The sequence below is a fragment of the Burkholderia sp. GW821-FHT14F03 genome, assembly GCF_058803765.1.
In genome coordinates, this window is record NZ_JBXAPG010000062.1 from 13,049 (window position 1) to 36,109 (window position 23,061).

The 23,061-nt window shown below is 65.2% G+C and carries 17 protein-coding genes, 1 tRNA gene and 3 pseudogenes; 16 read left to right on the plus strand and 5 right to left on the minus strand.

The genetic code is table 11. The features are described from left to right. Window positions 1-5: 5 nt before the first annotated feature. From AC1RQF_RS29635 to tssM, 4 genes are read left to right on the plus strand one after another with little or no spacing between them, the layout of a single operon-like run. Window positions 6-1,568, plus strand: a complete 1,563-nt coding sequence (locus AC1RQF_RS29635) for a sigma 54-interacting transcriptional regulator (protein ID WP_492873644.1) — start codon at window positions 6-8, stop codon at window positions 1,566-1,568. Continuing rightward, a complete protein-coding gene (gene vasI / locus AC1RQF_RS29640; protein WP_492873646.1) occupies window positions 1,565-2,245 on the plus strand; it encodes a type VI secretion system-associated protein VasI in 681 nt (226 codons plus the stop codon). Before AC1RQF_RS29635 ends, vasI (AC1RQF_RS29640) begins: the two co-directional genes overlap by 4 nt. Beyond that, complete coding sequence (gene tssA / locus AC1RQF_RS29645; protein ID WP_274004256.1) at window positions 2,242-3,672, plus strand: type VI secretion system protein TssA; 1,431 nt, start codon at window positions 2,242-2,244, stop codon at window positions 3,670-3,672. The genes vasI (AC1RQF_RS29640) and tssA overlap by 4 nt, the downstream gene beginning before the upstream one ends. Before the next feature lie 10 nt (window positions 3,673-3,682). Further along, entirely contained in the window at window positions 3,683-7,447 is a 3,765-nt protein-coding gene (gene tssM / locus AC1RQF_RS29650) for a type VI secretion system membrane subunit TssM (RefSeq protein WP_492873648.1), read from the plus strand. A 283-nt stretch (window positions 7,448-7,730) separates the two neighbouring features. Here the strand turns inward: tssM and AC1RQF_RS29655 are convergent, their stop codons facing one another. The 5 genes and pseudogenes from AC1RQF_RS29655 to AC1RQF_RS29675 all read right to left on the minus strand — a co-directional run bounded on the left by AC1RQF_RS29655 (window position 7,731) and on the right by AC1RQF_RS29675 (window position 11,908). Beyond that, window positions 7,731-7,928 carry a hypothetical protein gene (locus tag AC1RQF_RS29655; protein WP_274002067.1) on the minus strand — a complete coding sequence of 66 codons (198 nt, stop codon included), beginning with the start codon at window positions 7,926-7,928 and terminating at the stop codon, window positions 7,731-7,733. Next, window positions 7,916-8,620 (minus strand): type VI secretion system-associated protein VasI, encoded by a 705-nt coding sequence (vasI, locus tag AC1RQF_RS29660; protein ID WP_274002068.1) that lies wholly within the window; start codon window positions 8,618-8,620, stop codon window positions 7,916-7,918. Before vasI (AC1RQF_RS29660) ends, AC1RQF_RS29655 begins: the two co-directional genes overlap by 13 nt. Then, entirely contained in the window at window positions 8,617-9,387 is a 771-nt protein-coding gene (locus tag AC1RQF_RS29665) for a sigma 54-interacting transcriptional regulator (protein ID WP_492873650.1), read from the minus strand. Before AC1RQF_RS29665 ends, vasI (AC1RQF_RS29660) begins: the two co-directional genes overlap by 4 nt. Window positions 9,388-9,966: 579 nt before the next feature. Next, window positions 9,967-10,807 (minus strand): annotated as a pseudogene (locus tag AC1RQF_RS29670) (IS256 family transposase). Window positions 10,808-11,017: 210 nt separating this feature from the next. Further along, complete coding sequence (locus AC1RQF_RS29675; protein ID WP_274002073.1) at window positions 11,018-11,908, minus strand: LysR family transcriptional regulator; 891 nt, start codon at window positions 11,906-11,908, stop codon at window positions 11,018-11,020. A 101-nt stretch (window positions 11,909-12,009) separates the two neighbouring features. Here AC1RQF_RS29675 and AC1RQF_RS29680 point away from each other — a divergent pair, with 101 nt between their 5' ends. The 12 genes and pseudogenes from AC1RQF_RS29680 to AC1RQF_RS29735 form a co-directional block, all read left to right on the plus strand. Then, window positions 12,010-13,563, plus strand: a complete 1,554-nt coding sequence (locus tag AC1RQF_RS29680) for an AMP-binding protein (protein WP_492873652.1) — start codon at window positions 12,010-12,012, stop codon at window positions 13,561-13,563. An 11-nt stretch (window positions 13,564-13,574) separates the two neighbouring features. After that, window positions 13,575-14,762: an acyl-CoA dehydrogenase family protein gene (locus AC1RQF_RS29685; protein ID WP_274002075.1), complete on the plus strand. Its 1,188-nt coding sequence runs from the start codon at window positions 13,575-13,577 to the stop codon at window positions 14,760-14,762. Then, window positions 14,759-15,904 (plus strand): CaiB/BaiF CoA transferase family protein, encoded by a 1,146-nt coding sequence (locus AC1RQF_RS29690; protein WP_274002077.1) that lies wholly within the window; start codon window positions 14,759-14,761, stop codon window positions 15,902-15,904. Before AC1RQF_RS29685 ends, AC1RQF_RS29690 begins: the two co-directional genes overlap by 4 nt. Before the next feature lie 39 nt (window positions 15,905-15,943). Next, window positions 15,944-17,245: an MFS transporter gene (locus AC1RQF_RS29695; protein ID WP_274002078.1), complete on the plus strand. Its 1,302-nt coding sequence runs from the start codon at window positions 15,944-15,946 to the stop codon at window positions 17,243-17,245. Window positions 17,246-17,341: 96 nt separating this feature from the next. Continuing rightward, window positions 17,342-18,400, plus strand: a complete 1,059-nt coding sequence (locus tag AC1RQF_RS29700; RefSeq protein ID WP_274002080.1) for a porin — start codon at window positions 17,342-17,344, stop codon at window positions 18,398-18,400. Window positions 18,401-18,438: 38 nt separating this feature from the next. After that, on the plus strand, window positions 18,439-18,828 hold the full coding sequence (locus AC1RQF_RS29705) for a BON domain-containing protein (RefSeq protein ID WP_492873655.1): 390 nt from the start codon (window positions 18,439-18,441) through the stop codon (window positions 18,826-18,828). A 44-nt stretch (window positions 18,829-18,872) separates the two neighbouring features. Further along, complete coding sequence (locus AC1RQF_RS29710; protein WP_492873656.1) at window positions 18,873-20,204, plus strand: serine hydrolase domain-containing protein; 1,332 nt, start codon at window positions 18,873-18,875, stop codon at window positions 20,202-20,204. Between the two features lie 317 nt (window positions 20,205-20,521). Continuing rightward, window positions 20,522-20,595, plus strand: a tRNA-Cys gene (locus tag AC1RQF_RS29715). Window positions 20,596-20,991: 396 nt separating this feature from the next. After that, window positions 20,992-21,411, plus strand: a complete 420-nt coding sequence (locus tag AC1RQF_RS29720) for a site-specific integrase (RefSeq protein ID WP_492873657.1) — start codon at window positions 20,992-20,994, stop codon at window positions 21,409-21,411. Window positions 21,412-21,520: 109 nt separating this feature from the next. Next, a complete protein-coding gene (locus AC1RQF_RS29725; protein WP_492873659.1) occupies window positions 21,521-21,967 on the plus strand; it encodes a PAAR domain-containing protein in 447 nt (148 codons plus the stop codon). A 4-nt stretch (window positions 21,968-21,971) separates the two neighbouring features. After that, a pseudogene (locus AC1RQF_RS29730) lies at window positions 21,972-22,464 on the plus strand (DUF4123 domain-containing protein). Then, window positions 22,457-22,933, plus strand: a pseudogene (locus AC1RQF_RS29735) (hypothetical protein); the annotation flags it as partial. The pseudogenes AC1RQF_RS29730 and AC1RQF_RS29735, both read left to right, overlap by 8 nt. Between the last annotated feature and the right edge of the window lie 128 nt (window positions 22,934-23,061).

A 23,061-nucleotide genomic window follows, 5' to 3' on the forward strand; every position in this document is an offset into this window, starting at 1 on the left:
GCGCGATGCCCTTGAATGCCAGGGATGCTGCTGCACTTGCTCGGGCGCTAGTTCAGGCCGATGGCATCGCGGTGATGGCCGACCGCTTCCTCAAAGGCACCTGCTCCGCGGTTGGGATACGCTACGGGGTCTGCTACTGGCGCGAGGCGGCGGGGGAGAGCATACGGCCCATCGCTAGCCACGCTTCATCGCTTGACCAACTGCCGCAGCTGTCGTTGCGGGAGTTGGACAATCCCCTCGTCTATTGCCTGATGACTGGCCAGCCTCAGCACGTCGACCGCCTCGACAGCCTGATTGGACTTGGACACGGCCACGAGGAACTGCGTGAGCGGCTGGCGGGCTGTGACGCGTGGCAGATCCTGCCGTTGTTCGATATCCAACGCAAACCTGTCGCGGTTTTGCTGCTGGCAAGTTCTAAAGACTCGCTTCAGGTGGGCTTGGCCGACCCCGCCTGGCAGGAGCTGTACAGATTGTACGACGTCGTTCTGGCCGGCCTGCTGGAGCGGCGTGGCATGGACGAGTTGGTGCAAACGTGGCAGACCGCGCAGCACGAGCAGGACGAGACGCGTGGGCGCCGACGGTTGCTCTCAGCCGGGTTCGTGGGCACGGGGCAGACGACCCGGCGCCTGCGCGACGAGATGTTGCGGTTCGCCGACTCCTCTCTGTCGCTCCTCGTCACCGGGGAGACCGGCTCCGGTAAGGACCATGCCGCCTGGCTTATCCATCAGGCGTCCTCGCGCAAGGGCAAGTTCGTGCCGGTGAACTGCGCCGCCATCCCCAAAGACCTCATCGAAGCGGAACTGTTTGGCGCCACACGCGGCGCGTACACCGGCGCGACGCAGGCTCGCACGGGCCTGGTGGCCGAGGCCGATGGCGGCACACTGTTCCTCGACGAAATTGGCGACATGCCGTTGAGCCTGCAAGGCACCTTGCTGCGCCTGCTCAATGAGAAGAAATTCCGTCCGGTGGGCGCCACCCGCGAGCAGCCTTCGGATTTCCGGCTCATCTGCGCCACCCATCGCCCCTTGCCGGAACGGGTGCGCGATGGCCTGTTCCGTGAGGACCTGTACTTTCGCATTCGCCAATTGGTGCTGCATATCCCACCTCTGCGCGAGCGCATTGAGGACATCCCGGCGCTCGTTTCGCACATTCTGCTCGAGAACAGCCGGGCCCACCCTGGCCGAGTAGCCGGTATTTCCGCCAATGCCATCGGCTGGCTGCAGCGCCATGGTTTACCGGGCAATGTCCGGGAATTGCGCAGCCTCGTACTCGCCGCCGCAGAACGCGTCCCGCCAGGCAAGCGCATTCAGATCAATCACCTGGATGAACTGACCGACTCCGGCGAGCCTCCCGTGGCTGAGCGAAGCGGTGAAGACGCCCTGAAGCTCTTGTGGCGTACCGACGATCTGCCCGCCGCGTTGGCAACCTTCGAACGTTTGTTGCTGGACGATCGCCTACGGCAGGCTGCGGGTTCGCGGCGGCTGGCGGCGCAGAGTCTCGGGATTCCGAAACGCACCATGGCGCGCAAGTGTCTGGATCTGAATTTGAATGGAGAGGAGCCGAGATGAGGCCATTTGGAGTACTTCTGCTGACAGCAACGATACTGGCAGGCTGCGACGCAGGAAAGGCGGTTGTGGCCGCAGACCGTGACTGCACGGTCATTGTTTCAGCGGTTGAACGTCTTGCGTGTTTCGATGCTGCGGCCGGCACCCCACCTACGCCAGCCGCCAAGCCTCCAGCTCCGCAAATCGCGCCGCCTGCTGCTACCCGCGTCCCTGACATCGTCTCCCTGGTTCGACGCAATGAGTCGCGTCGCAAGAGCGAACAGACTGGAATGCTGCTTCTGCGCGTGGAGGATGCATTGCCGGGTCAATCCAAGGTGGTGATCTCCGCACCTGCGGTGGGTGGAGCTGAACCCAGGCCGTTACTGGCGATCAGTTGCCTGCAGAACATCTCGCGTCTGCAATTGCTGACTGCACAACCGCTCGACGTGAACCGCGTGAGTATTCGCATGCTGGTGGACGGCCGGCCGATTTCCACCAGCCGGCCCTGGCAGGTGCTGGAGGATGGCACGGTGACGGATGCCGGCCGCGGTCTGGTCGCCATCGAGCAACTCCGCCACCTGACCCGTCCCGCCCAGCAACTGCAACTGGAGAGCGACCATGCGCCCTTCGACGGGCTGTCGTTCGACGCCTCCGCGCTGCACGACCTGATGGGGCAACAACGCGAGGCTTGCCATTGGTGAACACTTTGCCTCCATTGGACCTCGACACTATCCTGTCTCCGATATCGCCGCAGCGTCCTGCCGGCGATTTCGACGAGGAAGACAACGCCTATCAGGGGATCGATACCGAGATGCTGAAGCTCGGTGGTCTGCAGGAGGCGACCATCGACTGGAGCTATGTGGACTCGGCGGCACGCCAGTATCTGCAAACCCAGTGCAAGCACCTGCGTATCGCCGCTCACCTGGCGGCCGCGCGCATGCGCGCGGGAGGCTGGCGCGGCTGGGCCGAGGCGGCGGGGGTACTCGCCGGCATGCTGACTCAGCACTGGGACAGTAGCTTTCCCAAGCCCGGTGCCTCGGGACTGACCGCCAAGCGGCGGCTGATGGACCAGCAGTTGGAGCGTCTGGGCGAAGCGCTGGCCAAGCTCGACGGCAAGGGATACGCTGAGGAGTACTACAAGGCGGGGCAACGGGCGCTGGACAAACTGCAAAGCATCGCAGCCGAAACCCGGCTCGATACCTCGGCCTTGAATCGGCTGGAAGGCCAGCTTCGGCAAAGAGCCGAAGCCAATCGGGCACCGGAGCTGGCCGAGGCGCAGCTCGACCTTGGCCCTCGCTCCACGGCAGTGACCGAGGCCTTTTTCACGCCCGTCGCCATGGAGCCAGGCAACGAGCGCGGGACGCGCCGCTCCCTGCTCAACGTGGCCGACATCATCAATCAACAAGATGCCTATGACCCGACGGGCTACCTGCTGCGCCGTTTTGCTCTGTGGGCGCACCTGAGCGTTGCCCCGTCGACCCGCAAGGACACCCAGCGGACCGAGTTGATGGCGGTTCCTGCCGAAACCGCTGAAGCCTACTGGGACTTGCTGAAGGCAAATACGGTCGATCCCGTCCTGCTGCAGCGGGTTGAGAAGAGCGTCACGTCTTCTCCTTACTGGCTTCGCGGCAGCTACCTCGCTGCCGGCATCGCCCGGCGCCTGGAAATGCCGAACGTGGCAGAGGCGATTCGCCTGGCGACCGAGCGATTTGTCTCGAGACTGCCAGCGCTGGTGAAGCTGCAGTTTGCCGACGGGCGACCCTTTGTCGACGGCGAAACGCAATCCTGGATCAGCGGCGCAGATAAAGGCTCCGCGAAGCTCGGCGCCGGGCAGGAGTACCCCGCATTACGCGACGAGCTACGCGAGACCCTGGAGACCTCCGGCGTAGAAGCCATGCTCAAGCGCCTTGAAACCACCCAGCAGGCGTCGGCCGACCCTCGTCATGGCTGCCATGTCATGACGATCGCCGCCGAGCTGCTCGGCGCGCGGGGGCTTGCCTGGCTCGCTGACGGCTTGTACGCCCGCGCGCATCAGATGATGCGGGACGCGTCTGCGCCAGAGTGGGAGCCGGCCCTCTTCGGTCTGCTTGAGCAGCATGTGCACCCAGCAATGGAACACAAGAACTAGGAGCTACCTCATGTTTAAGATATGGTCGAACCTGAAGTGCTATGGCCGGCCCGTCCTGGGTTGGGCCAAGCAAGGCATGCCGCTGGCGCTGCTGCTGGTTCTGATACTTGCCCTAGCGGGCATCTGGTGGCTGGGGCCTAAATGGACCTGGGGCGAGCATCAGCCTCTGGCCAGCCTCGCCGCGCGCGTGCTCGCCACTTTGGTACTCCTCGTGCTGCCCTTGTTGGTCTGGGCCATCCGGCTGCGCAAGCGCAACCGGACGCTGGAGGCCGAGCGCAGCCAGGGGCAGGAGCAACAGTTGGACCCCTGCCTACGCTACGTACAAGCCCAGGAGCGCGACCTGGACAGAAGCCTGGGCGTGCTCCAGGCCAACCTCAAGGGGCGCAACGCGCTGTATCAACTGCCCTGGTACTTGGTGCTGGGCCAGGAGAATGCGGGTAAGACCAGCTTCGTCAACCGCTCCAGCCAGAGCTTTCCACTCACCGGCGAAGTCAAGGCGGGTAGCCGGCGCCTGGAGGAAGACCCCGACAGGATCTACCGCATTGACTGGTGGATGGGCGACCAGGCCGTGCTCATCGACCCGCCGGGCGAACTGATCAGCCAGCCGCGGGTGCCGACCTATGTTGAATCGGATGCCTCCAGCGGCGACGACGAACAGCGGGCGTTCCGGCACGCCACGGCACAACCCTCTCTGCCGGAGGATTTGCACCCGCGCCTGTGGGACAGCTTTGTCGGCTGGCTGGGGCGCAACCGCAGCCGTCGCCCGCTCAACGGCGTGGTGCTGATCGTCAGCCTGGTCACCTTGCTCAACCAGCAACCCAGCGACCGAAAGGCGCTTGCCTCATTGCTGCGCGCCCGGATGACGGAACTCAGCCGTCAGCTCGGCACGCGACCGCCCCTGTACGTCGTCCTGAGCAAGTTCGATTTGCTCGAAGGATTCGAGCCGCTGTTTGCACGGCTGCCCAAGTCCGTGCGTGAAGACATCTTCGGCTTTACCTTCACCCTCGAGTCGCTGCAGCGCTACGACGCCTGGCGCGATGAGCTTGGCGCGCGCTACGACGAATTCCTCAAGCGCCTGAACGAGCAGGTGTTCGATGCCCTGGCCGACGTCAGCGAACTACCCCAGCGCGAAGCCCTCTATTCCCTGGTGCGGCAGTTGGCCGGCATGCGCCCGTTGCTGCTGGAATTCCTGACCGATATCCTGGGTAGCGATCGTTACATCACCCCGGCGCTGCCGCGCGGCGTGTTCCTGTCGTCGGTCTACCAGCAAGGCGTGCTGACCAATGCCTTTGTGGCATCCGCCTCGCAGAACTACGACATCCGGGAGCCCGTGCCGACCATGCACCCCAGCGGACGGGCTATGGTCTACTTCGCCCAGCAACTGTTCCAGCGGGTGATCTACCCCGAGTCCGGCCTGGCGGGCGACAACCCGCGCGTGCTGGCCGACAAGAAGCGCGCACTGGCCCTGCGCTTCGGCATTGCTTCACTGGGCAGCGTGGTCCTCATCGGTGGCTGGTACCACTACTATGCAGTGAACCGGGACAAGGCCCTGAACGTACTGGATCGCAGCCGCGCCTACAGCGCCCACGCCATCGACGGCAAGCTCGACCCAACCGGCCGCAACCTGCTGCAGCCGCTGGATCAGATCAGTAGTGCGGTGGCGGTTTACGGCGATTACCGCGAAGCCTGGCCGGTGGTAGCGGACCTGGGTCTATACCAGGGCCGGCAGATTGGCCCGAAGGTCGACCAGGCCTATCTCACCTTGCTGTCGCAACGCTTCCTGCCGGCGCTGGCCAGTGGTGTAATGGAGCACCTCGACGGGACTGCCGTGGATAGCGACGCGCAATTGGCCGCGCTGCGTGTCTACCGCATGATCGAAGATCGGCCCAATCGCCGGCCACCGGTGGTCGAGCGCTGGATGGGCGAACAATGGGCGCAGGCCTTCCCCGGCGAAGATCAGGTGCAGCGCGCGCTCATGCGCCACCTCGACTACGCCATGAAGTACGCCGATGCCCGGTTGCCCCAGTACCAGCAACGCGTGTCCGCGGTGCAGCGCGACCTGCGACAAATCCCGCTGCCACAGCGCGTGTACATGACCATGCGGCGCCAGGCGTGGGAGTCCCTGCGGGCGCCGCTGGACCTGCGCAACGAGATCGGCCCGGCCTTCGACGTGGTCTACCAGCCGAACAGCACCGGTAAAAATGAAACGGGGAAGCCAGCCGCCGATGGCCGTATCGACGCGCTTCTGACGGCCAAGGGCTACCGCAGCTATTTCGCGCCGCACAGCCAGGACCTGACCGAACTGGCGATGATCGATCAGTGGGCCTTGGGCGAGCGGCGCAACATCGACTACTCAGAGGCCGACAAGCGCGCGCTGGCCGAGCGTATCCGGGCCATCTACAGCCGCGACTACATCGATTCCTGGCAGAGCAACCTCAACCAGCTCGAGGTGCGTGACTTCCAGGACCTTGCCGAGGCGGTCAACGTGCTGGGCAGCGTGACCAGTCCGGCGGCGCCGTTGCGCCGGTTGGTGGAAACCGTGCGTGACAACAGCGAGCTGAGCACCAAACCCGGGCCGCTCTCGGCTGCCGCAGTCCCTGCCAAGGACGCCGCAGCTGGGCCAGCCACCGCCGCGCTGGAGAAGACGGCCGGCGATACGGAGGCCGGGCCGATCCTCAGCGTCGCCCGCGCGTTCGCGCCGATGAGCCAACTGCTGGAGGCCAAGGGCGATCGCCCGTCGTACCTCGACGAAACCATGCTCGCTATCGGCAACGTGCAGGACAAGGTGCGCACCGTGCACGACAGCCCGGACCGCGGCAAGACTGCTCTCAGCGTGGTGCTCGAACGCTTCGGCCTGAAGGGGCCGGATCCGATCAGCAACCTGCAGCGGATCGCCGCCGGGCTGCCTGAGCCGTTGAACCAGCAAGTGCGCAAACTGGCCGACGAATCCTCCCGGGTGATCCTGGTGGAAGCGCTGCGCGAGCTCGAGCGCCGCTGGGACACCGACGTCTATCGCTTCTACCGCGAGCGCCTGGCCAACCGCTACCCGTTTAACCCCGCCAGCCGCGAGGAAGTGGCGCTGGACGACTTCACCGCGTTCTTCGGCCCCCAGGGGCGCCTGCAGCAGTTCCGTGAGAAGTACCTCAACCTGTTCATAGAGGACAACCTGGAGGCTCTGTACTCCGAGCGCCTGGGCGGCTACCTGGTGCGTACCGACGTGCTGACCCAGCTCGAAGCGGCCGAGAGGATCCGCGACGCCTTTTTCAACAGCCGTGGCACGCTCGGCGTGCAGTTCTACGTCGAACCGCTGGGCATGGCACCCAACAAGCGCAGCAGTTCCCTCAGCGTGGAAGGGCAATTGGTCACCTACAACCATGGACCCACCACCAGCACGGCGCTGATCTGGCCGAACACCCTGGCGCCCAGCAACGAAAGCCGCATGGCCCTGGTCCACGCCGGCGGTAGCAGCAGCGGCCTGGTGTACCGCGGCCCCTGGTCGCTGTACCGCCTGCTGAGCCAGGCCAGGCTGAACGGCGCCACCAGCACCAGCGTCGATCTCAGTTTCGCCGCGCCGGATGGCGGCATGCGCTACCGCATCAGTACCGAGAAGGCCAACAACCCCTTCACCCAGTCGCTGTTCAAGGGCTTCGCCTTGCCGCAGACGCTGTTGCAGGATGGCGTACAGGGCAATGCCACAGGCAAACGCGCTTCCGCTCCAGGTCGCGCTCCGATGGAACTGGCACAGCGCACTCCGCTGCCGAGGGGCCTTCCCTGAAAGCAGGTGGAGCGATGTGCGAGCCGGAGGCGGGTAGAGCCCCTGGCTTCCACCTGCCAAGGGCGAGTGGGCAGCCCCAGCCAAAAAAGGATGAGCCAGCACCGCGACCAGTTTGCGTTTGCTCAGGTATCCACGCGGGCCGGGCTTGGGTTCCGCTGTCTCCCGGTACCGCACGACGAATCCCGCCAGCAGCGCGGTTGCCTCGCTCCAGTTGCGCCAATTACGTGCGTGAGTCGGGCAGTCATCAGGTGCCCGACCACGCGCAAATGCTTGCACTGCGAGGTCAGGTACTGACGGACGCTTCGTCCACGTATGCCCGATCAATACTCGCAGACTGCAGGCCGCCGAGTTTGACCATTTCATGTTCGATGTCTTGGAACGTCTCGTCTTCTTCATCGAAGATGCCGCTCGGCTGCTTGGGATCTATATCCACCAGCAACCGCTCGAGATCCAGAGGGGGCAGGTTGATCACCAGTGACATGCCTCGCGCTGCTGTTTCATCAAGGTGTGCAGGTATGTCGCATCGAACTGCAGCCCCGATACCGGCGCATAGTCGCTTTCCACCTGCAAGCGAGCGCCTGCGCCTACCAGATGGCGCAGTTGCTCAATGGCGACCAGGCCACGCCCCGCGTCGACCACCGTGCCGTCTGCAAGCACTTGCCATGAGACAGGCGGCGAGATAGGCCTGCCGTCCACCAGCAGGCGGATGTTCATTCGATTGGGATCAACAGGATGCTGGGTTAGCAACTGCAGCCGAGAGATGTTCGACAGGCAACTGATCGCCAGGACAGGCGGGGCTGCCGAGCCGTCCATGGCCGGAGCGGAAATCACCACGTTCCACCGCTCGGTGATCGGCTCCTCCTCGCGAGACAGGCGAAATCCGGTTTCTCCTGCCTGGCGGCTGGACTCATTGAGACGGACCAGGCCGACAATCTCCGGCACGCGTACAAACGCGTTGCTACTGTCGGACGGTGCTACCGCTGCCGGGGTGGGAGACGTCGGTGCCGGCGGCGTTCCGGCGGCGGTGTCGAAGCAGGCCAAGCGCTCGATATCCGAAACGACGCCGATGCAGGCTTTTTCGCGTAGGTTCGCCGCTGCGGCGTCGGCCTGTTTGCCGGCGTCGCAACCGGCGACAAGTACCGCGAAGGCCAGAGCCAAGCTGAGTGATTTCATGGGGTTGAGTCCTCCTTGTCCGGATTCCATTTCAGGTATTTGCGTGCCAAGGTGCGTTTGGGAATGCCCAGACTCTGCGCTGCAGCCGAGCGTGATCCGTTGGCCTGTTGCAGGCGTGCTTCGATCAGGCGGCTTTCGAAGGCGACCAGCGCTTCCGGCAGATCGTTGGTTAGCCAGAGGTCAGCCCGAGGCGATGCGGATTCCGTGGGGATGCCGGCTCGCATCGGAATCGGTTGGAGTCCCCGGATAGCGTCCGGAGAAATCGCCTGGCCTGCCTGGGTACTCTCGGCGGCCACCATCACCAGGCTGCGCAGCTCGCGCACATTGCCGGGAAACGAATGTGCCTCCAGCAGTCGCAGCGCTCGCGCGCTGAATCCGGGGATGTGTACCTGGCACTCGCGGTTGTATTGCAGCAACGTGTGTTCGGCCAGAACGGCGATGTCTTCCGGGCGCTCCCGTAGCGCTGGTACATGCAGGATCAACTGGTGGATGCGGAAACACCGGTCTTTCCTGAATCGACCTTCCGCGATGCGCTGTGGCAGCGGCTGGTGCGTGGCGCAGATCAGGCGGAAATCGGAGTGGCGCTCCTGATTGGCGCCCGCCGGGCGGTACTTCTTTTTATTGAGCACGCGCAACAGCCGGCCTTGAAGTTCGAGTGGCATGTCGCCAATTTCGTCCAGAAACAACGTGCCGCCAGCTTCTTCCAGGGCTTGCGGGGAAGAGGTATTCAGCCGGTCGAAGACGGCGGAAAGTTCAATTCGGATCATGAGAGTGAACTCATCAATGGAAAGCGAGAAGACTGGAAGAGAACATTTGCGAAGGCGAGTGCCATCGAGTCAAGTAACGGTTAACCGATACTAGTAAGACGAGGAGGGTAATTGGATTAATAAGGAAACATATATGGAGCACGCTGTAAATCAGACGCATTCGGTTTTAATGTGAATTTATGTGATTCGAAAAATGCATGTCTCCATTGCCAAATATTTAGTACTTCTCCAATAGGCAGGTTTTTGAGGAGGACGTTAACTCACTATCGAAAAGCCGATTCTCTCGGTGCGATATTTCGCAACGTTCCGGTTCCGGTAAAGGATATGCCTCAGCAAAGGCATTGCAGGGCCACGGAGTTCTTTTCGGCGCTTTCCTCAGCTACTGCAGGACAGTTCTGGCTAGCGCTCACTCCTCTTGCCAAGTTATTTATTCCATACCTGAGACGGCTCCCCGTTTTCAGTAGCACTCAGCTTTGGAGTCCGGGGTTAATTAGCTGCTTCTGCCGCCAGTTGGCGGGCGCAGGTTGCGGGCGTCGGACCGGCGGTGCCAGAATTTCCGTGTTCAAGGCGGGTTGAGAATCATAGGGCAGGTCGAACGAATCGATCAGCGTAGAGGATAGCGAATGGGTTCATCGCCGCCTTCCAATCTTTGGCTGAGCGTCCCCACTCAGCGGTGATATTGCGCAGCGCCAGCCAGATGAGCTTCGTTGCTGCGTCATCGGTCGGGAAGCGCCCGCGCGTCTTGAATCCGGAACTTGGCACCTTCGGTGTTTTCGAGCCATAGGCCGAGGATGTCGCGCGACCCATCGGGCAGCACACCCAGCGCCAGATAGACGGCCTGGTTACGAACCACGGCGTCTTCACGGATCTTGACCCGCAGCGCATCGAAGAACACGACGGGATACATCGGCTCAAGCGGCCGGGACTGCCAGGCCGTGACCTCAGCCATCACTTCGTCGGTCCACGGAGCTGATGAAGTCGGGCGAGACCTCAGTGCCGTGCTGTTCAAGCAGGAAAGCCCTGGATCTCGCGCACCGTCATGCCCCGGGCATACATGGCGACGATCCTGTCATCGAACCCGGTGAAGCGCCGTTCGTGTTTGGGAATCAGCAGCGGTTCGAAGCTGCCGTCGCGGTCACGCGGCACCTCAATGCGAATCGGGCCGTCTTCGGTCAGAACCGTCTTGGCGCCTTTGCCATTGCGCTGATTCGCGGCGTTGGCCGGTTTGGCAGCACCGGACGGATAGCCGAGATGGTGATTCATCTCTCCGCCCGGTGCTCGTTCGATCAGCGCCTTCTTGAGCGCCAATGTCGCAGCATTGATGGCGTCAGCCGCCATCGAGGCCGTTACCAAACTGCTCCGGCAGTTCGGCGGGAATCGCCGGCAGGTCCGCCGGCTGGGCTTTCGGTTTGCGTGGCATAAACGCTCCTGAGTCGCGTCATGTTATGCCTTGAACACGAAATCTCTGACAGTCCCCCTTGGCATTGACATTCCCACTTCCCCCAAGAAGCCCGAAGCCGATGTGACGTCGCGTGTGAACAGGTCGTCCGCGGTATCGCTCATCGTGCTCCCCGGCTGACCCGGCCGGGATCACGATGAAAATCGTCGCCTCGACGAGATCCACTCGCCGCTATTCCACATGCGCCTGCAGCAGGACGACAAGCCGCTGCGCGAGTGGCGGCATATACGCGCCGGCCCGATGCATCGTGGCGATGCGCCGGCGCAACTCGAGTTCGCCGGCGCGCACGTCGAGCGCGCGCAATCCCGACAACTGATCCAGTGCCTCGGTGCCGCTCACGCACAGCAGCGGCGTGCCGCGCAGTAACAGCAGCAGCGACGTGCTGCCGAAATCCATCTCGACACGCAGGCGTGGGCCTGGCAGGCCGCGCATGCGAAACGCGTCGTCGATCTGGCGTCGTACGGGTAGCGTCGACTCGGGCAGCAGCCACTCCTGGTCCGCGAGGTCGGCGAGCGTGAGATCGCGTTTGCGCTGCAGCGGATGCGCTTCGTCGGCGAGTACCGACAGGCGATCGCGGAACAGTTCGAGGATGGCGAGCGCCGGATCCGGTTGCGCGGGAGCGGGCGCGACGACGAGGTCGAGTTCGCCCGCGGCCAGGAGATCGAGCAGGTCGCGCGCGAGCCGGCAGCGCAGCCGCAGCCTGGCCGCCGGCCGCTCGCGGATCAGTTGCCGGCATGCGCCAAGGACGAGCGCGCTCGGCACGGTCGGCGAGTAACCGATCCGGACGATGCCCCGCTCGCCGCTGCTGATCGCGCGCATTTCCTGCATGGCGTCGTCGAATTCGAGCGTGATCCGCTGCGCCCGCGCGACGAAGCGCGCGCCGGCCGGCGTCGGCGTCATGCCGTTCGCGTTGCGCTCGAACAGCGTGACGCCGACCTGCGCCTCCAGCCGTTGCATCGCCTTGGTCAACGCCGGCTGCGACAAGCCCAAGGCATCGGCGGCCTTGCCGATGCTGCCGTGCCGCTCGACGGCCAGCAGGTACTCCAGATCTCGCGTATCCATCGGGGGATTCCCATTGGTTATGACTTTATAGCTGGCGATGCATTGTGGTGATGCATGGGCATCTTACAGACTGGCGGCATTGTTCGACCAGGAGAATTCGCTTGAGCTTTACCTACTTCCTGCGGCGCGCCGCCCGTTTCTGGGGCGATCAAACCGCCGTGCTCCATCGCGATCGCGCCCTGACGTATCACCAACTCGACGCGCGCTCGACGCGGCTCGCGAACGCACTGCGCGGGCTCGGCTTCACACCGGGCGCGCGGATCGCCGTTCAGGCGCGCAACTGCATCGAACTCGTCGAGATCGAATGCGCGCTGTACAAGGCCGGCCTCGTGAAAGCCGCGCTGAACCCGCGTTTCACCGCGGCCGAGGCGGCCGACGTCGTCGGCAACTGCACGCCCGTCGCATTCATCGGCGGGCGCGGCTATACGCACTACACCCCTGACTCGCCAGGCTTCGTGACGGTGGAACGGTTCGTGTCGCTGGACGGGCGGACCGATGGCTATCTCGACTACGAGGCGCTGATCGCGCAGGGCAGCGACGCGGTGCCTGATTACGCGCCGACGCCCACCGACCTCGCGGTCCTGCATTTCTCGTCGGGTTCCACGGGGCGCATCAAGGCCGCGATGCAGAGCTACGGCAATCGGCTCGCGTCGCTGCGCAAGATCGTGCTCGGCATGGATCGGCTCGCGCAACCCGGCGACCGGCTCGCGCTGATCGGGCCGATCACGCATGCATCGGGGATGCTGATGCAGCCCTATCTGTTTTGCGGCGCGACGCTCGTGCTGTTCGACACGTTCGAGCCCGCGCATTTCCTCGCCGAAGTGGCGCGGCAGCGCATCACGCATGCATTCATGGTGCCGGCGATGATCAACATGCTGCTGAACGAGCCCGACCTCGCGGGCGCGGATCTGCGCAGCCTGAAGGTGCTGGGTTACGGCGCGGCGCCGATGGCGCCCGCGCGCATCGAGGAAGCGTGGGCGCGTATCGGCCCGGTGCTGTCGCAAGGCTACGGCGCGAGTGAATCGACGTCGGGCGTCACCCGTTTCGGCATTGCCGATCACGCGCAGGCGATGACCTCCAACCGCGAACGGCTCGCCTCGTGCGGGCGGCCGCTGGGAGAGACCGAGGTGCGCGTCGTCGACGCGAGCGGGCAGGAGGTCGACGGGGATGCCATCGGCGAGGTCGTGATCCGCGGCGCGGACGTGTTCCAGGGCTACTGGAACGCGCCGGAACTGACGCGCGAGGTGCTGATCGACGGCTGGCTGCATACGGGCGATCTCGCGCGCACCGACCGCGAAGGTTTCATCTACCTCGTCGACCGCAAGAACAACATGATCATTTCGGGCGGTTTCAACGTCTATCCGACCGAAGTCGAGGCGGCGCTGTACCAGCATGCGGACGTGCTCGAAGCCTGCGTCGTCGGCGCGCCCGACGACAAATGGGGCGAAGCCGTGAAGGCCGTCGTCGTGCTGAAGTCCGGCCGCGATGCGCAGGCCGCCGATCTCGTCGCGCATTGCCGCGCGCTGCTCGCCGACTACAAGCTGCCGCGCGCCATCGATTTCGTCGCGGAATTGCCGAAGAACGCCAGCGGCAAGATCGCCCGCAAGCTCGTGCGCGAGCAGTACTGGCGCGGCGTCGCGCGTCGCGTCAACTGAAGGGGATCCCCATGTTCGATCATCTGACCCATCCCGACTTCGTGGCGCTGCGCGCCGACCTGCGCCGGTTCGTCGACGAGACACTGCGTCCGGTCGAGCGCGAGCTGGGACTCGACTCGGAAGACGTGTGGCCGCGCGACGTGCTGCGCAGCGTGTGGCGGCGTTCGGCCGAACGGGGCTTTTATACCGCGAGCCTGCCGGTCGCGCTTGGCGGCAGGGGGCTGTCGATCGTCGAGCAGTGCGCGTTGAAGGCGGACCTCGCGGCATCCGGGGCGGCGCTCGCGCCGCATGTGCTCGGCGAACTTGGCGGGCCGCCGCGCGTCGGCAACATGCTGAAGTATGCGACACCCGCGCAGCTCGAACGCTACTTCAAGCCGGTGATGCGCGGCGAGAAGTCGACCTGCTTCGCTCTGACCGAACCGCATTCGGGTTCCGATGCACTGAGCATCCGCACCCGTGCGGTCGAGGACGGTGACACGCTGGTGATCAATGGCGCGAAGCACTTCATCAGCGGTGCGCCGTTCGCGGACTTCGCGATCGTGATGTGCGTGACCGATCCGGACGCGGCGCCGCCGCAGATCACGGCGGTGCTCGTCGATCTCGACCTGCCGGGCGTGAGTGTCGAGCATGAATACGTGCCGATGTCGGGCCAGCATATCGACGCCGACATCCGCTTCGACGATGTGCGGGTGCCGCGCGAGAACGTGTTCGGCGGGATCGGCAACGGCTTCAAGCTCGGCATGTCGCGCATCAACGTGAACCGTTTGCTGCATTGCCCGACCATGCTCGGCCTGGCGATGTCGGCCTACCGGGCGTCACTCGACTACGCTCGCACGCGTCAGCAGTTTGGTGGGCCGATCGCGCGTTTCCAGGCGATCCAGCACATGCTCGCCGACATGGCCGCCGCGCTGTGGGCGTGCGAAAGCATGATCGCGCACACGGCCGCGCTGGCCGATGCCGGCGCGGACCTGCGGATGACGGCCGCCGCGTGCAAGCTGTACGTGTCGGAGCGGTGCTTCGAGGTGGCGGACAAGGCGGTGCAGATCCACGGCAACGTCGGCGTGACGCGAGGGCATCCGGTCGAGCAGACGTTTCGCAAGCTGCGGATGTTCAGGATACTGACCGGCACGAGCGAGATCCAGCGCAACACGATCGCGAAGGCGATTCTCGAACCCGTCGGCGCGGGGCGCGGCGCATGACGACGCCTGACGACGGGCGCGGCGCCTGGCCGGTCGGTGACAGCGACGCACCGGCGTGGTCATGCCTGCGCGGCGTGCGGATCGTCGATGCGGGCCAGCTGTTGCCCGGGCCGCATGCCTGCGCGCTGCTGCGCCAGCTCGGCGCCGACGTGATCAAGGTCGAGCCGCCGGGCGGCGACGCGCTGCGGTGCTTCGGCGACGACACGTTCGCGCAGTTCAACCGCGGCAAGCGTTCGATCGTGCTCGACCTGAAGACCTCCGACGGCCGCGCGCGATTTCTCGATCTCGTGCGCGACGCCGACGCCGTCGTCGAGGGGAACCGGCCCGGCGTGATGGCGCGGCTCGGGCTCGACTACGACGCACTGGCCCGGACGAATCCGCGCGTCGTGTTGTGCTCGATCACCGGATACGGGCAGGACGGTCCGTCCGCGAATCGTCCCGGTCACGATCTGAATTTTCTCGCCGACGCCGGTTACTGGTCGATTCCCGCGCAGCTGCACGACGCCGTCGCGCGTCCGCGCGTGCGCCTTGCCGACCATGCGGCCGCGCTGCATGCGGCGCTCGCGCTGGCGGTTGCCGTGATGAGCGCGCGCGCGAACGGCATCGGCCAGCATCTCGACGTGTCGATTCACGACGCGATCTTCGCGTGGACCGCGCCGGCCGCCTGGGCGTTGCGCACGGGGCGCGATACGCCGGACGACGCGCGCTGGGTGATGCCCGACAACGATGTGTTCGAGACCGCCGACGGGCGATACATCGTGCTCGCGACGCTGGAGGACAAGTTCTGGGCCGCGTTCGTCGATGCGCTCGGCGAGGCGTTCCCCGCGTTGCGCGATCCGCGCTTCGCGCGCCGCGCGGGGCGTCAGCGACACCGTCACGCGGTGGCGGACCTGCTGCGCGCGATATTCGCGAGCCGCACGCAGGCTGAATGGCGGCGCGCGCTGTGCGGGCTCGACCTGCCGGTTTCGCCGCTGCCCGACACCGACGCGCTGTTCGACGATCCCCATGTTCGCGCGCGCGGCGTCGTGCGCGAAATCGACGGCGATGGCGCATTGGCCGTGCGCTTCCCCGTGAAGTTCTCGCTGGGACTGCCGGACCGCGACGACCGCGTGCCGGGGCTGGAGGCACACGACGACGCCTAGCGGCCGCGCGCGGCCGGATCTACCCATACGGAGACACGAATGACGACAGGCAATACGCAGTACCGCCCGGCGCGGGCATGGTCAATCGCAATCATGCTGGCGCTGATGATGCTGGTGAATTTCCTCGACAAGGTGGTGCTCGGGCTCGTATCGGTGCCGATGATGCGCGACCTGAATCTGACGCCCGCGCAGTTCGGCTTGATCGGCGGGAGCCTGAACTGGTTGTTCGCGATCTCCGCCGTCGTGGGGGGAATCGTCGCGAATCGGCGGCCCGCGAAGTGGCTGCTGTTCGGCATGGCGGCCGCGTGGTCGGCGCTGCAACTGCCGATGCTGGTCGCCGGGTCGATCTGGGTCGTGATCGTGTGCCGCGTGCTGCTCGGCGCGGGGGAGGGGCCCGCGTCGCCCGTTGCCACGCATGCGATCTACAAATGGTTTCCCGACACGCGCCGCAACCTGCCGGTCGCGCTGCTGCATCAGGGCAGCGCGCTCGGGCTCTTGATCGCGGGGCTGACGATTCCCGTCGTGACGACGCACTGGGGCTGGCGCGCGAATTTCGCGGTACTCGCGCTGCTCGGCGCGGCGTGGTGTGTCGCGTGGGCCGTGTATGGCGAGGAGGGCACGCTGACGCGCGCGCCGCGCGCCGCAAGCGCCGAGCGGATTCCGTACGGGCTGCTGCTGACTGATCGGACCGTGTACGGCAACTTCCTGGGGCACTTCGCGGCGAACTGGATTCTCGCGATGACGCTCACGTGGATGCCGGCCTACCTGCAACTTGGACTCGGTTTCCAGCCGCACGCGGCGGGCCGCCTGTTCGCGCTGTTCGTGGCGGTCACGTCGCCGTTGAGTCTTGGGTTGGCGTGGCTGTCGCAGGCGCTGCTCGCGCGGGGCGTGCCTTCGCGCTACGGGCGCGGCGTGTTTGTCGCGGCGGCGCTCGCGGTCGCGGGGCTGCTGCTCGCTTTGCTCGCGGTGCCGGGCATGCCGCGGGACGCGAAGTTGGCGCTGCTGACGCTCGGCAGCGGGATGACGCTGACGATGTACTCAATCGGCCCCGCGATGCTTGCCGAGGTGACGCCCGATGCGCAGCGCGGCGGCGTGCTCGCGATCAGCAATGCATTCGCGTCGCTCGCGGGGCTTGGCGCGCCCGTCGTGACCGGCTTGCTGATCGAGGCGAGCGGCGCGTCGACGGCGCGCGGATTCGAGCAGGCGTCGCTCGTGTGCGGCGGGGTGCTCGTGCTGTGCGGTCTGCTCGGCGCGCTGTGCCTCGACCCGCAGCGTTCGCTGCGCCGCCTCGCGCAAGCACCGCGCGACGCGTCGGCGACGCTGGGGGCGTCGCGCGGCTGAGACGCGTCGTGCATGCGATTCGGATAACAAAGCCATCCTCGATGAAAGGAGGCGTGTGAAAAACGAAGGGGGCGTGAGATAAAACGGAGGAGACAGATGAAAAAGATGATGGCGGCGGCGCTGATCGGCGTGCTGTCCGGTGCGGCTCACGCGCAGTCGAGCGTGACACTGTTCGGCAAGATCGGCGGTGGCGTCCGTTGGGTGAACGGCATGACGGGCGGCAGCCAGATCGGCTTCAACAATAACATCATCGCCGGCAATGAAATCGGCATTCGCGGCCGGGAGGACCTGGGCGGCGGCATCAAGGCGCTGTTTGTGCTGGATGGCGCGTTCAACAGCGGCACCGGCGCGCTGAAGAGTTCGGGCACGCTGTTTTCGCAGGCCGCGTATGTGGGCCTGATCGGCGATTTCGGCCGCGTCACGCTGGGACGCCAGTTCAGCGCGGCGGCGGATCTCGGTATCGCGCTCGATCCGCTGGGCGGGCGCGGGCAGTCGATCGCGGTCGAGCCGGGCGTATTGTTCGTCGGCAATCCGTTCACGCTCGATTCGCGCTTCAACAACACGATCAAGTATCTCGGGCAGACGGGCGGGCTGCGGGTCGGCGCGAGCTATTCGCCGGGCGGCGTGGCGGGGGCGTCACGGGCGGGCACGAGCTATTCGGCGGCCGCGATGTATACGCTCGCCAGCCTGACGGGGGGCGTGTCGTACGCGAAGACGTACAGCCCCGACGGCAGGCAGTCGGCGCAGACGATCCTGACGGGCGGCACGCTGCAGCTGGGGCGCGCGCGTTTCTACCTGAGCTATGCGTCGCTGAACGTGACCGCGAATACGGCCGGCGCGCCGTCGCGGCGCGACGATATCCCGTTGTTCGGCATCGTCGTGCAGCCCGTTCCGTCCGTGCAGTTGAGCGCGGCCGCGTTTTACGACCGCGCGCGCAATCTCGGCAACGCGCCGAACGCGGATGGCCACAAGCTGACGACCTATGCGATCGCCGAGTACTTCCTGTCGAAGCGGACAAGCCTGTATGTCGAGGTCGACCGCAACGGGATGACGGGCGCGTACATGCGCGACCCGACGACGATCGCGGCGCTCGGGCTGCGGCCTGGCGCGAGTGCGATGACCGGCGTGTCGATCGGCCTGATGACGCAGTTCTGACGTTTTCTTCACTCGACTTTCCGGAGTCTCATTCGATCATGCGTACTTCATTCCCCCTCGTCGCGGCGCTATTGACGGCCGCGTGCTGGACCGCCGTCGCGCATGCGCAAGCTGATGCGGCGAGCGCGGCGGCGTCGATGTCGGCGGACGCGCCGACCTCCTCGCAGGCGTCCGCGCCGGACAGCCTGTCGGCGGCGCAGCGCAAGGAGGCCGACCGCAAGCTTCAGCGCCGTGTCGGCGCGGCGCTCGCGCGCACGCGAGAACTCAACGCGACGCGGATTCTCGTGCGCGCGCGCGATGGCCAGGTGACGCTGATCGGCTCGGTCATGGAGACCAGTCAGGCGAGCCTCGCGGCGGCCGTCGCGCGGCGCGTCGCCGGCGTCGCGTCCGTATCGAACCAGTTGCGCATCGACGGGCCGGCGCTGTGACACCGCGCCGCGGCTTGCGTTCATCCCATGACGGAGTCCATTCCATGCGATTTCATCGATGTTTTTCCCCCGCGCCGCGCGCCGGCCGGCTCGCCGGCGCGTGCATGCTGGCAGCTTGGCTCGCGTTCGTCGGCGCGACCGCGCGCGCGGCGCCCGATCCGGCCACGGGCGTGATGCAGGGCTTTCCGCCACCGGCCGATCAGGTCGTCGACAAGGCGAACGTGTTCACGCCGGCTCATCTGCGCTGGGCGTTGCGCAATACCCGGCTGCTTGCACCGACCGCGGGCATCCGGCATGCGGCCGGGCCGATGCCGCTGCCGGAGCATCCGGCGGCCGGCCTCGATGCGCTGCCGGTGACGATCGGCGGCGAAACGCTGACGCTGGACGCGTACCTGCGTGCGACGCACACGGACGGCTTCATCGTCCTGCAGCGCGGCCGGATCGTATACGAACGCTATTTCGATGGCTTCCGGCCCGATGAGCCGCACGCATGGGCGTCGATGACGAAGTCCGTGACGGGGCTGCTGGCCGCGCAACTGATCGAGGCGGGGGTGCTCGATGCGGACGCGCCGCTGTCGCGCGCGGTGCCGGCGCTTGCCGACACGCCGTTCGGCAGCGCGACGCTGCAGCAGAATCTGGATATGGAGGTGCCGGCCGCGTACGCGCCGGGCGTGCCGCCCGATCTGGGGCTGTTCGGCGCGGTCGGGCTCGTGCCGCGCCGCGAAGGCGCGCCGGCCAGCATCGTCGAGTTCCTGGGGACCGTGCAACGCGTGCCGGATGCCGCGCCGGGCAGTGTGTGGTTTTATCAGAACGGATCGCCGGAAGCCGTTGCATGGGCGATGCAGCGCGCGACGGGGCAGTCGTGGGGCGCGCTGGTCGAGCGGTGGCTGTGGCGCGACTTCGCCGAGGACGACGCGTATGTCGCCGTGGATCGCAACGCGATGGCGATGGCGAGCGGGGGCCTGTATACGACGCTGCGCGATGCCGCGCGCTTCGCGGAGCGCGTGCGCACGGGGCTGGCCGGTGTGCCGGGCATGCTGCCCGCGTCGACGATCCGCGCGGCGCTGCAACCCGCGCGCAATGCGGCGCTGTTCGCGAAAGGCAATGTGGTGCCGGGCAAGGACGGCTTCTCGTATCGCGACTATTGGTATCAGGTGAACGACGGCGGTGGCTCATTCGCGGCGGCGGGACGATTCGGCCAGTCGATATGGGTCGATCCGAAAGCCGCGTTGACGATCGTCAAGTTTTCGTCGTCGCCCGATTTCACGCCGCGCGCGCGTGATGCGCGAAGTGACGCCGTGCGGCCGCGCGCCGCGCTCGAACGCGGCGATGCATTGAATGCGGTTGCCCGGGCGCTCGTCGGCCGTTTGCCGTGATGCGGAAGCGGCGGCGCCGATCTGCGGGGGCGGCCCGATAAAAGTCCGGCGGTCGATGCATGCGGGGTCGATTTCTTTATCGCGGGGGCTTGCCAAGTTACTCAGACTAGTCCATAATTTATTTTCTTGATTCGGCGGGGTTTGAAAAAAGCCCATAAGAATCAAGTACTTGGAACGTGATTGGGTGGCTCGGCCCCCATGTCGCATCAAGGGAAGCCGGGCTTCCCTTTTTGTTTGGCGAGATCGTCGATCTCCTCGTTCATATCTGAGGGTCGTTGCAGGAGGTATTCAATGCAGCGGTTTCTCAGTCCGCTTTTGGCGCGATAGCAAAGCGGTTATGCAGCGGCCTGCAAAGCCGTTTAGGCCGGTTCGACTCCGGCTCGCGCCTCCAGAACAAGCCCCGCTTCGGCGGGGCTTTTCTTTTTTCTGCTTAGCTTTCATTTCCGTAAGAAAATCGCCTGGAGCGGTACAAAGTCGTCACTAACCACTCAAGAAACACGCGCAACCACTCTTAAGTCGGTTCTTTGGCCGTATAGGTGAGTTCGCACTGTACATTGCGACCAAGCGATTACGGCCTTCCGGAACGTGGGAATACATCATCCGACGTTCACAGCTCCTACCAAAGCCATTTTCCCTGACGTTCCAATCCGAGGAAGAGGGTGACGCGTACGTCGCCCGACTCGAACAACTGCTCGACGCCGGCATCGTTCCGGCGGACGTTGTCGAGCAGCGAGATCTGATCTCAACCACGCTCGACGCCGTTCGCGAGTATCTGCGTTGCGTATCCGTGCCTGATTCCGACGCCCAGGTGTTAAGCACGTTGCTTGGCTGGCTACCATCGAAAGCGCTATCGACCTTGGACTATGAATGGGCCGAGCGGTGGGTGACAGGCATGAAGCACGAGCATCATCTATCGTTGTCGACGATTCGCCACAATGTCGGTGCGCTCGCTCGCTGTTTCGACTGGGTGGTCAAATCAGGGACGCCGATGCTTGCCGTCAAGCTGCTGCGGCTGTTGCCGAAGCGATACGCGACCTATACGGATGACGATCGAGTAGCTGTCGAGGCGCAAGACGTTGCTGCGAAAGGCGATGTGCATCGTGATCGCCGGCCGAGCGAGGCAGAGGAGGTCGAGATCCGCCGAATCATGTCCGGTGGAACGCCCCAGGGCCGCGAGCGGGCGCTAGCACCTCTGAACACGAGCTGAAGAATGAACACGGAACTGAATCATTTGCACTCGAAAAGCTTCGTCGCATTATCAATGTCGCGCTAGAGGAATAGCAAACGACGCCGAAGATGCCGCCGCGTTTCCGAGAGTGGTACATTGCCGCAAAGCAAAATTCGAGAGGGCCACGGCAACGAGATCGATCATTTGCCAGGGTGACACCACGTCCCACGGCGGGCGTGTGCTTGAAGGGAGTGAAAGCTACACGCTTTACGGACGCCGAGTTTCCGGCGTCGGGCACATGGTGCTGTGCCCACAATGCAAGGGCGTGTTTCCCATACTGCCCGACACGCTCGGCCGACGCGTCCCTCACCAGATCGCCGGCCGCGACACAGCGGTCGAGGGAATGCGCACCGCGTGCGGCGCGACACTCATCGCGCAAGATGCGAACGGCACACTCGATGACGTAGGCGCGGGAACGCCGACGGCAGGCGTGGCCGCTGCCACCTCAGCGCCTCCCGCCCCCTCATCTACCCTTTGCCTCGAATGCCTGCAAGCGGCGGCCCGCGACGCCCTCACCATCGTTCCGCGTGGATGACAGCATGCAGACAATCGATCGCCAGTTCGAACGACAACGAGCGCATAGCGCGCAAGAGATGCATCTGTACGCCTTGGTCGACGGCCTCCTATGCGCCGGCGCTACGCCCCAGGTCATGCTCAGGCGCTCGTCAGCGGCCATCGCGCTGTTCGACGGCACGGACGGACGAATCGCTGGCCGACGCCGGCCCCTGGCTGCTCGACGCAACGCCAGCGCAATCTCGGCACCCGCTCCGCAGACTTGCGAACTCCGATTCGGGGATCTCCTGGCTGATCAGCACTACGTCGATCGCCACCCTCGCCGACGAGCTGCGCGACCGCCTCGACGTCCGATTGCCGGACGGACGCACGGCGCTGTTCCGTTTCTATGACGCACGCATCGCGCCCGATCTGTCACGGCTCATGGATCCGATGCAACGCCATCGGTTCTTCTCCGTGGCGTGCAACTGGCATACCGAAGTCAACGGCACCTCGATGGAGATTTACAGGCATGCTTGAGCTATCCCCAGAACAGCTCGCGAGCCTCGCCGACATCGACGCAATCAACTACGTCGCGCGCATCCGCTCGGATCTCGTCAGCGCTGACGCTGGGCTGTCGGCCGACGCGACCCTATCCGCGCGCCTCTGGTCCGCGTTTCGAGTCGCGCGCGACTACGGCATCACAACGGACGAAAACACGTCGGCATTCCTTCGCATCGAGGCGTACAGCCCGGGCTTTTACAGCAAGCCCGCGACCCGCGCGTGGCTGACTCGCCCTGGCGCTACGGCCGATTCACGTTTTCATGACTATTTGAGGGTGCTGCGCTGGCGCATCCAGCATCCGGAATTCAAGGGGGGAGCCCTAGATGGCGAGTTTGGTGGTGACGGGAATAGAGGCGGCGGTAACCGAATTGGGGCCGCTCTTGGCTCGCGCTGGCGTAGCCTTGTTGGGTGGGGCCGCGGTCGGGGGAACGGCAAGCCTGTCGGGTGTGATCCGCTTGGGTTTCCCGGACCAGATCTAGAGCGAGTTTTCCGGCGTTTTGATCCGCTTGGGTTTCCCGGACCAGATCTAGAGCGAGTTTTCCGGCGTTTCGGGTCTGGTTGAACCCGGCAAAG

Coding starts and splice junctions, on each gene's coding strand:
- AC1RQF_RS29635 (WP_492873644.1), top strand. CDS start 6: ATGCCCTTGAATGCCAGGGATGCTGCTGCACTTGCTCGGGCGCTAGTT.
- vasI (WP_492873646.1), top strand. CDS start 1,565: ATGAGGCCATTTGGAGTACTTCTGCTGACAGCAACGATACTGGCAGGC.
- tssM (WP_492873648.1), top strand. CDS start 3,683: ATGTTTAAGATATGGTCGAACCTGAAGTGCTATGGCCGGCCCGTCCTG.
- AC1RQF_RS29655 (WP_274002067.1), bottom strand. CDS start 7,928: ATGTCACTGGTGATCAACCTGCCCCCTCTGGATCTCGAGCGGTTGCTG.
- vasI (WP_274002068.1), bottom strand. CDS start 8,620: ATGAAATCACTCAGCTTGGCTCTGGCCTTCGCGGTACTTGTCGCCGGT.
- AC1RQF_RS29665 (WP_492873650.1), bottom strand. CDS start 9,387: ATGATCCGAATTGAACTTTCCGCCGTCTTCGACCGGCTGAATACCTCT.
- AC1RQF_RS29675 (WP_274002073.1), bottom strand. CDS start 11,908: ATGGATACGCGAGATCTGGAGTACCTGCTGGCCGTCGAGCGGCACGGC.
- AC1RQF_RS29685 (WP_274002075.1), top strand. CDS start 13,575: ATGTTCGATCATCTGACCCATCCCGACTTCGTGGCGCTGCGCGCCGAC.
- AC1RQF_RS29690 (WP_274002077.1), top strand. CDS start 14,759: ATGACGACGCCTGACGACGGGCGCGGCGCCTGGCCGGTCGGTGACAGC.
- AC1RQF_RS29695 (WP_274002078.1), top strand. CDS start 15,944: ATGACGACAGGCAATACGCAGTACCGCCCGGCGCGGGCATGGTCAATC.
- AC1RQF_RS29700 (WP_274002080.1), top strand. CDS start 17,342: ATGAAAAAGATGATGGCGGCGGCGCTGATCGGCGTGCTGTCCGGTGCG.
- AC1RQF_RS29705 (WP_492873655.1), top strand. CDS start 18,439: ATGCGTACTTCATTCCCCCTCGTCGCGGCGCTATTGACGGCCGCGTGC.
- AC1RQF_RS29710 (WP_492873656.1), top strand. CDS start 18,873: ATGCGATTTCATCGATGTTTTTCCCCCGCGCCGCGCGCCGGCCGGCTC.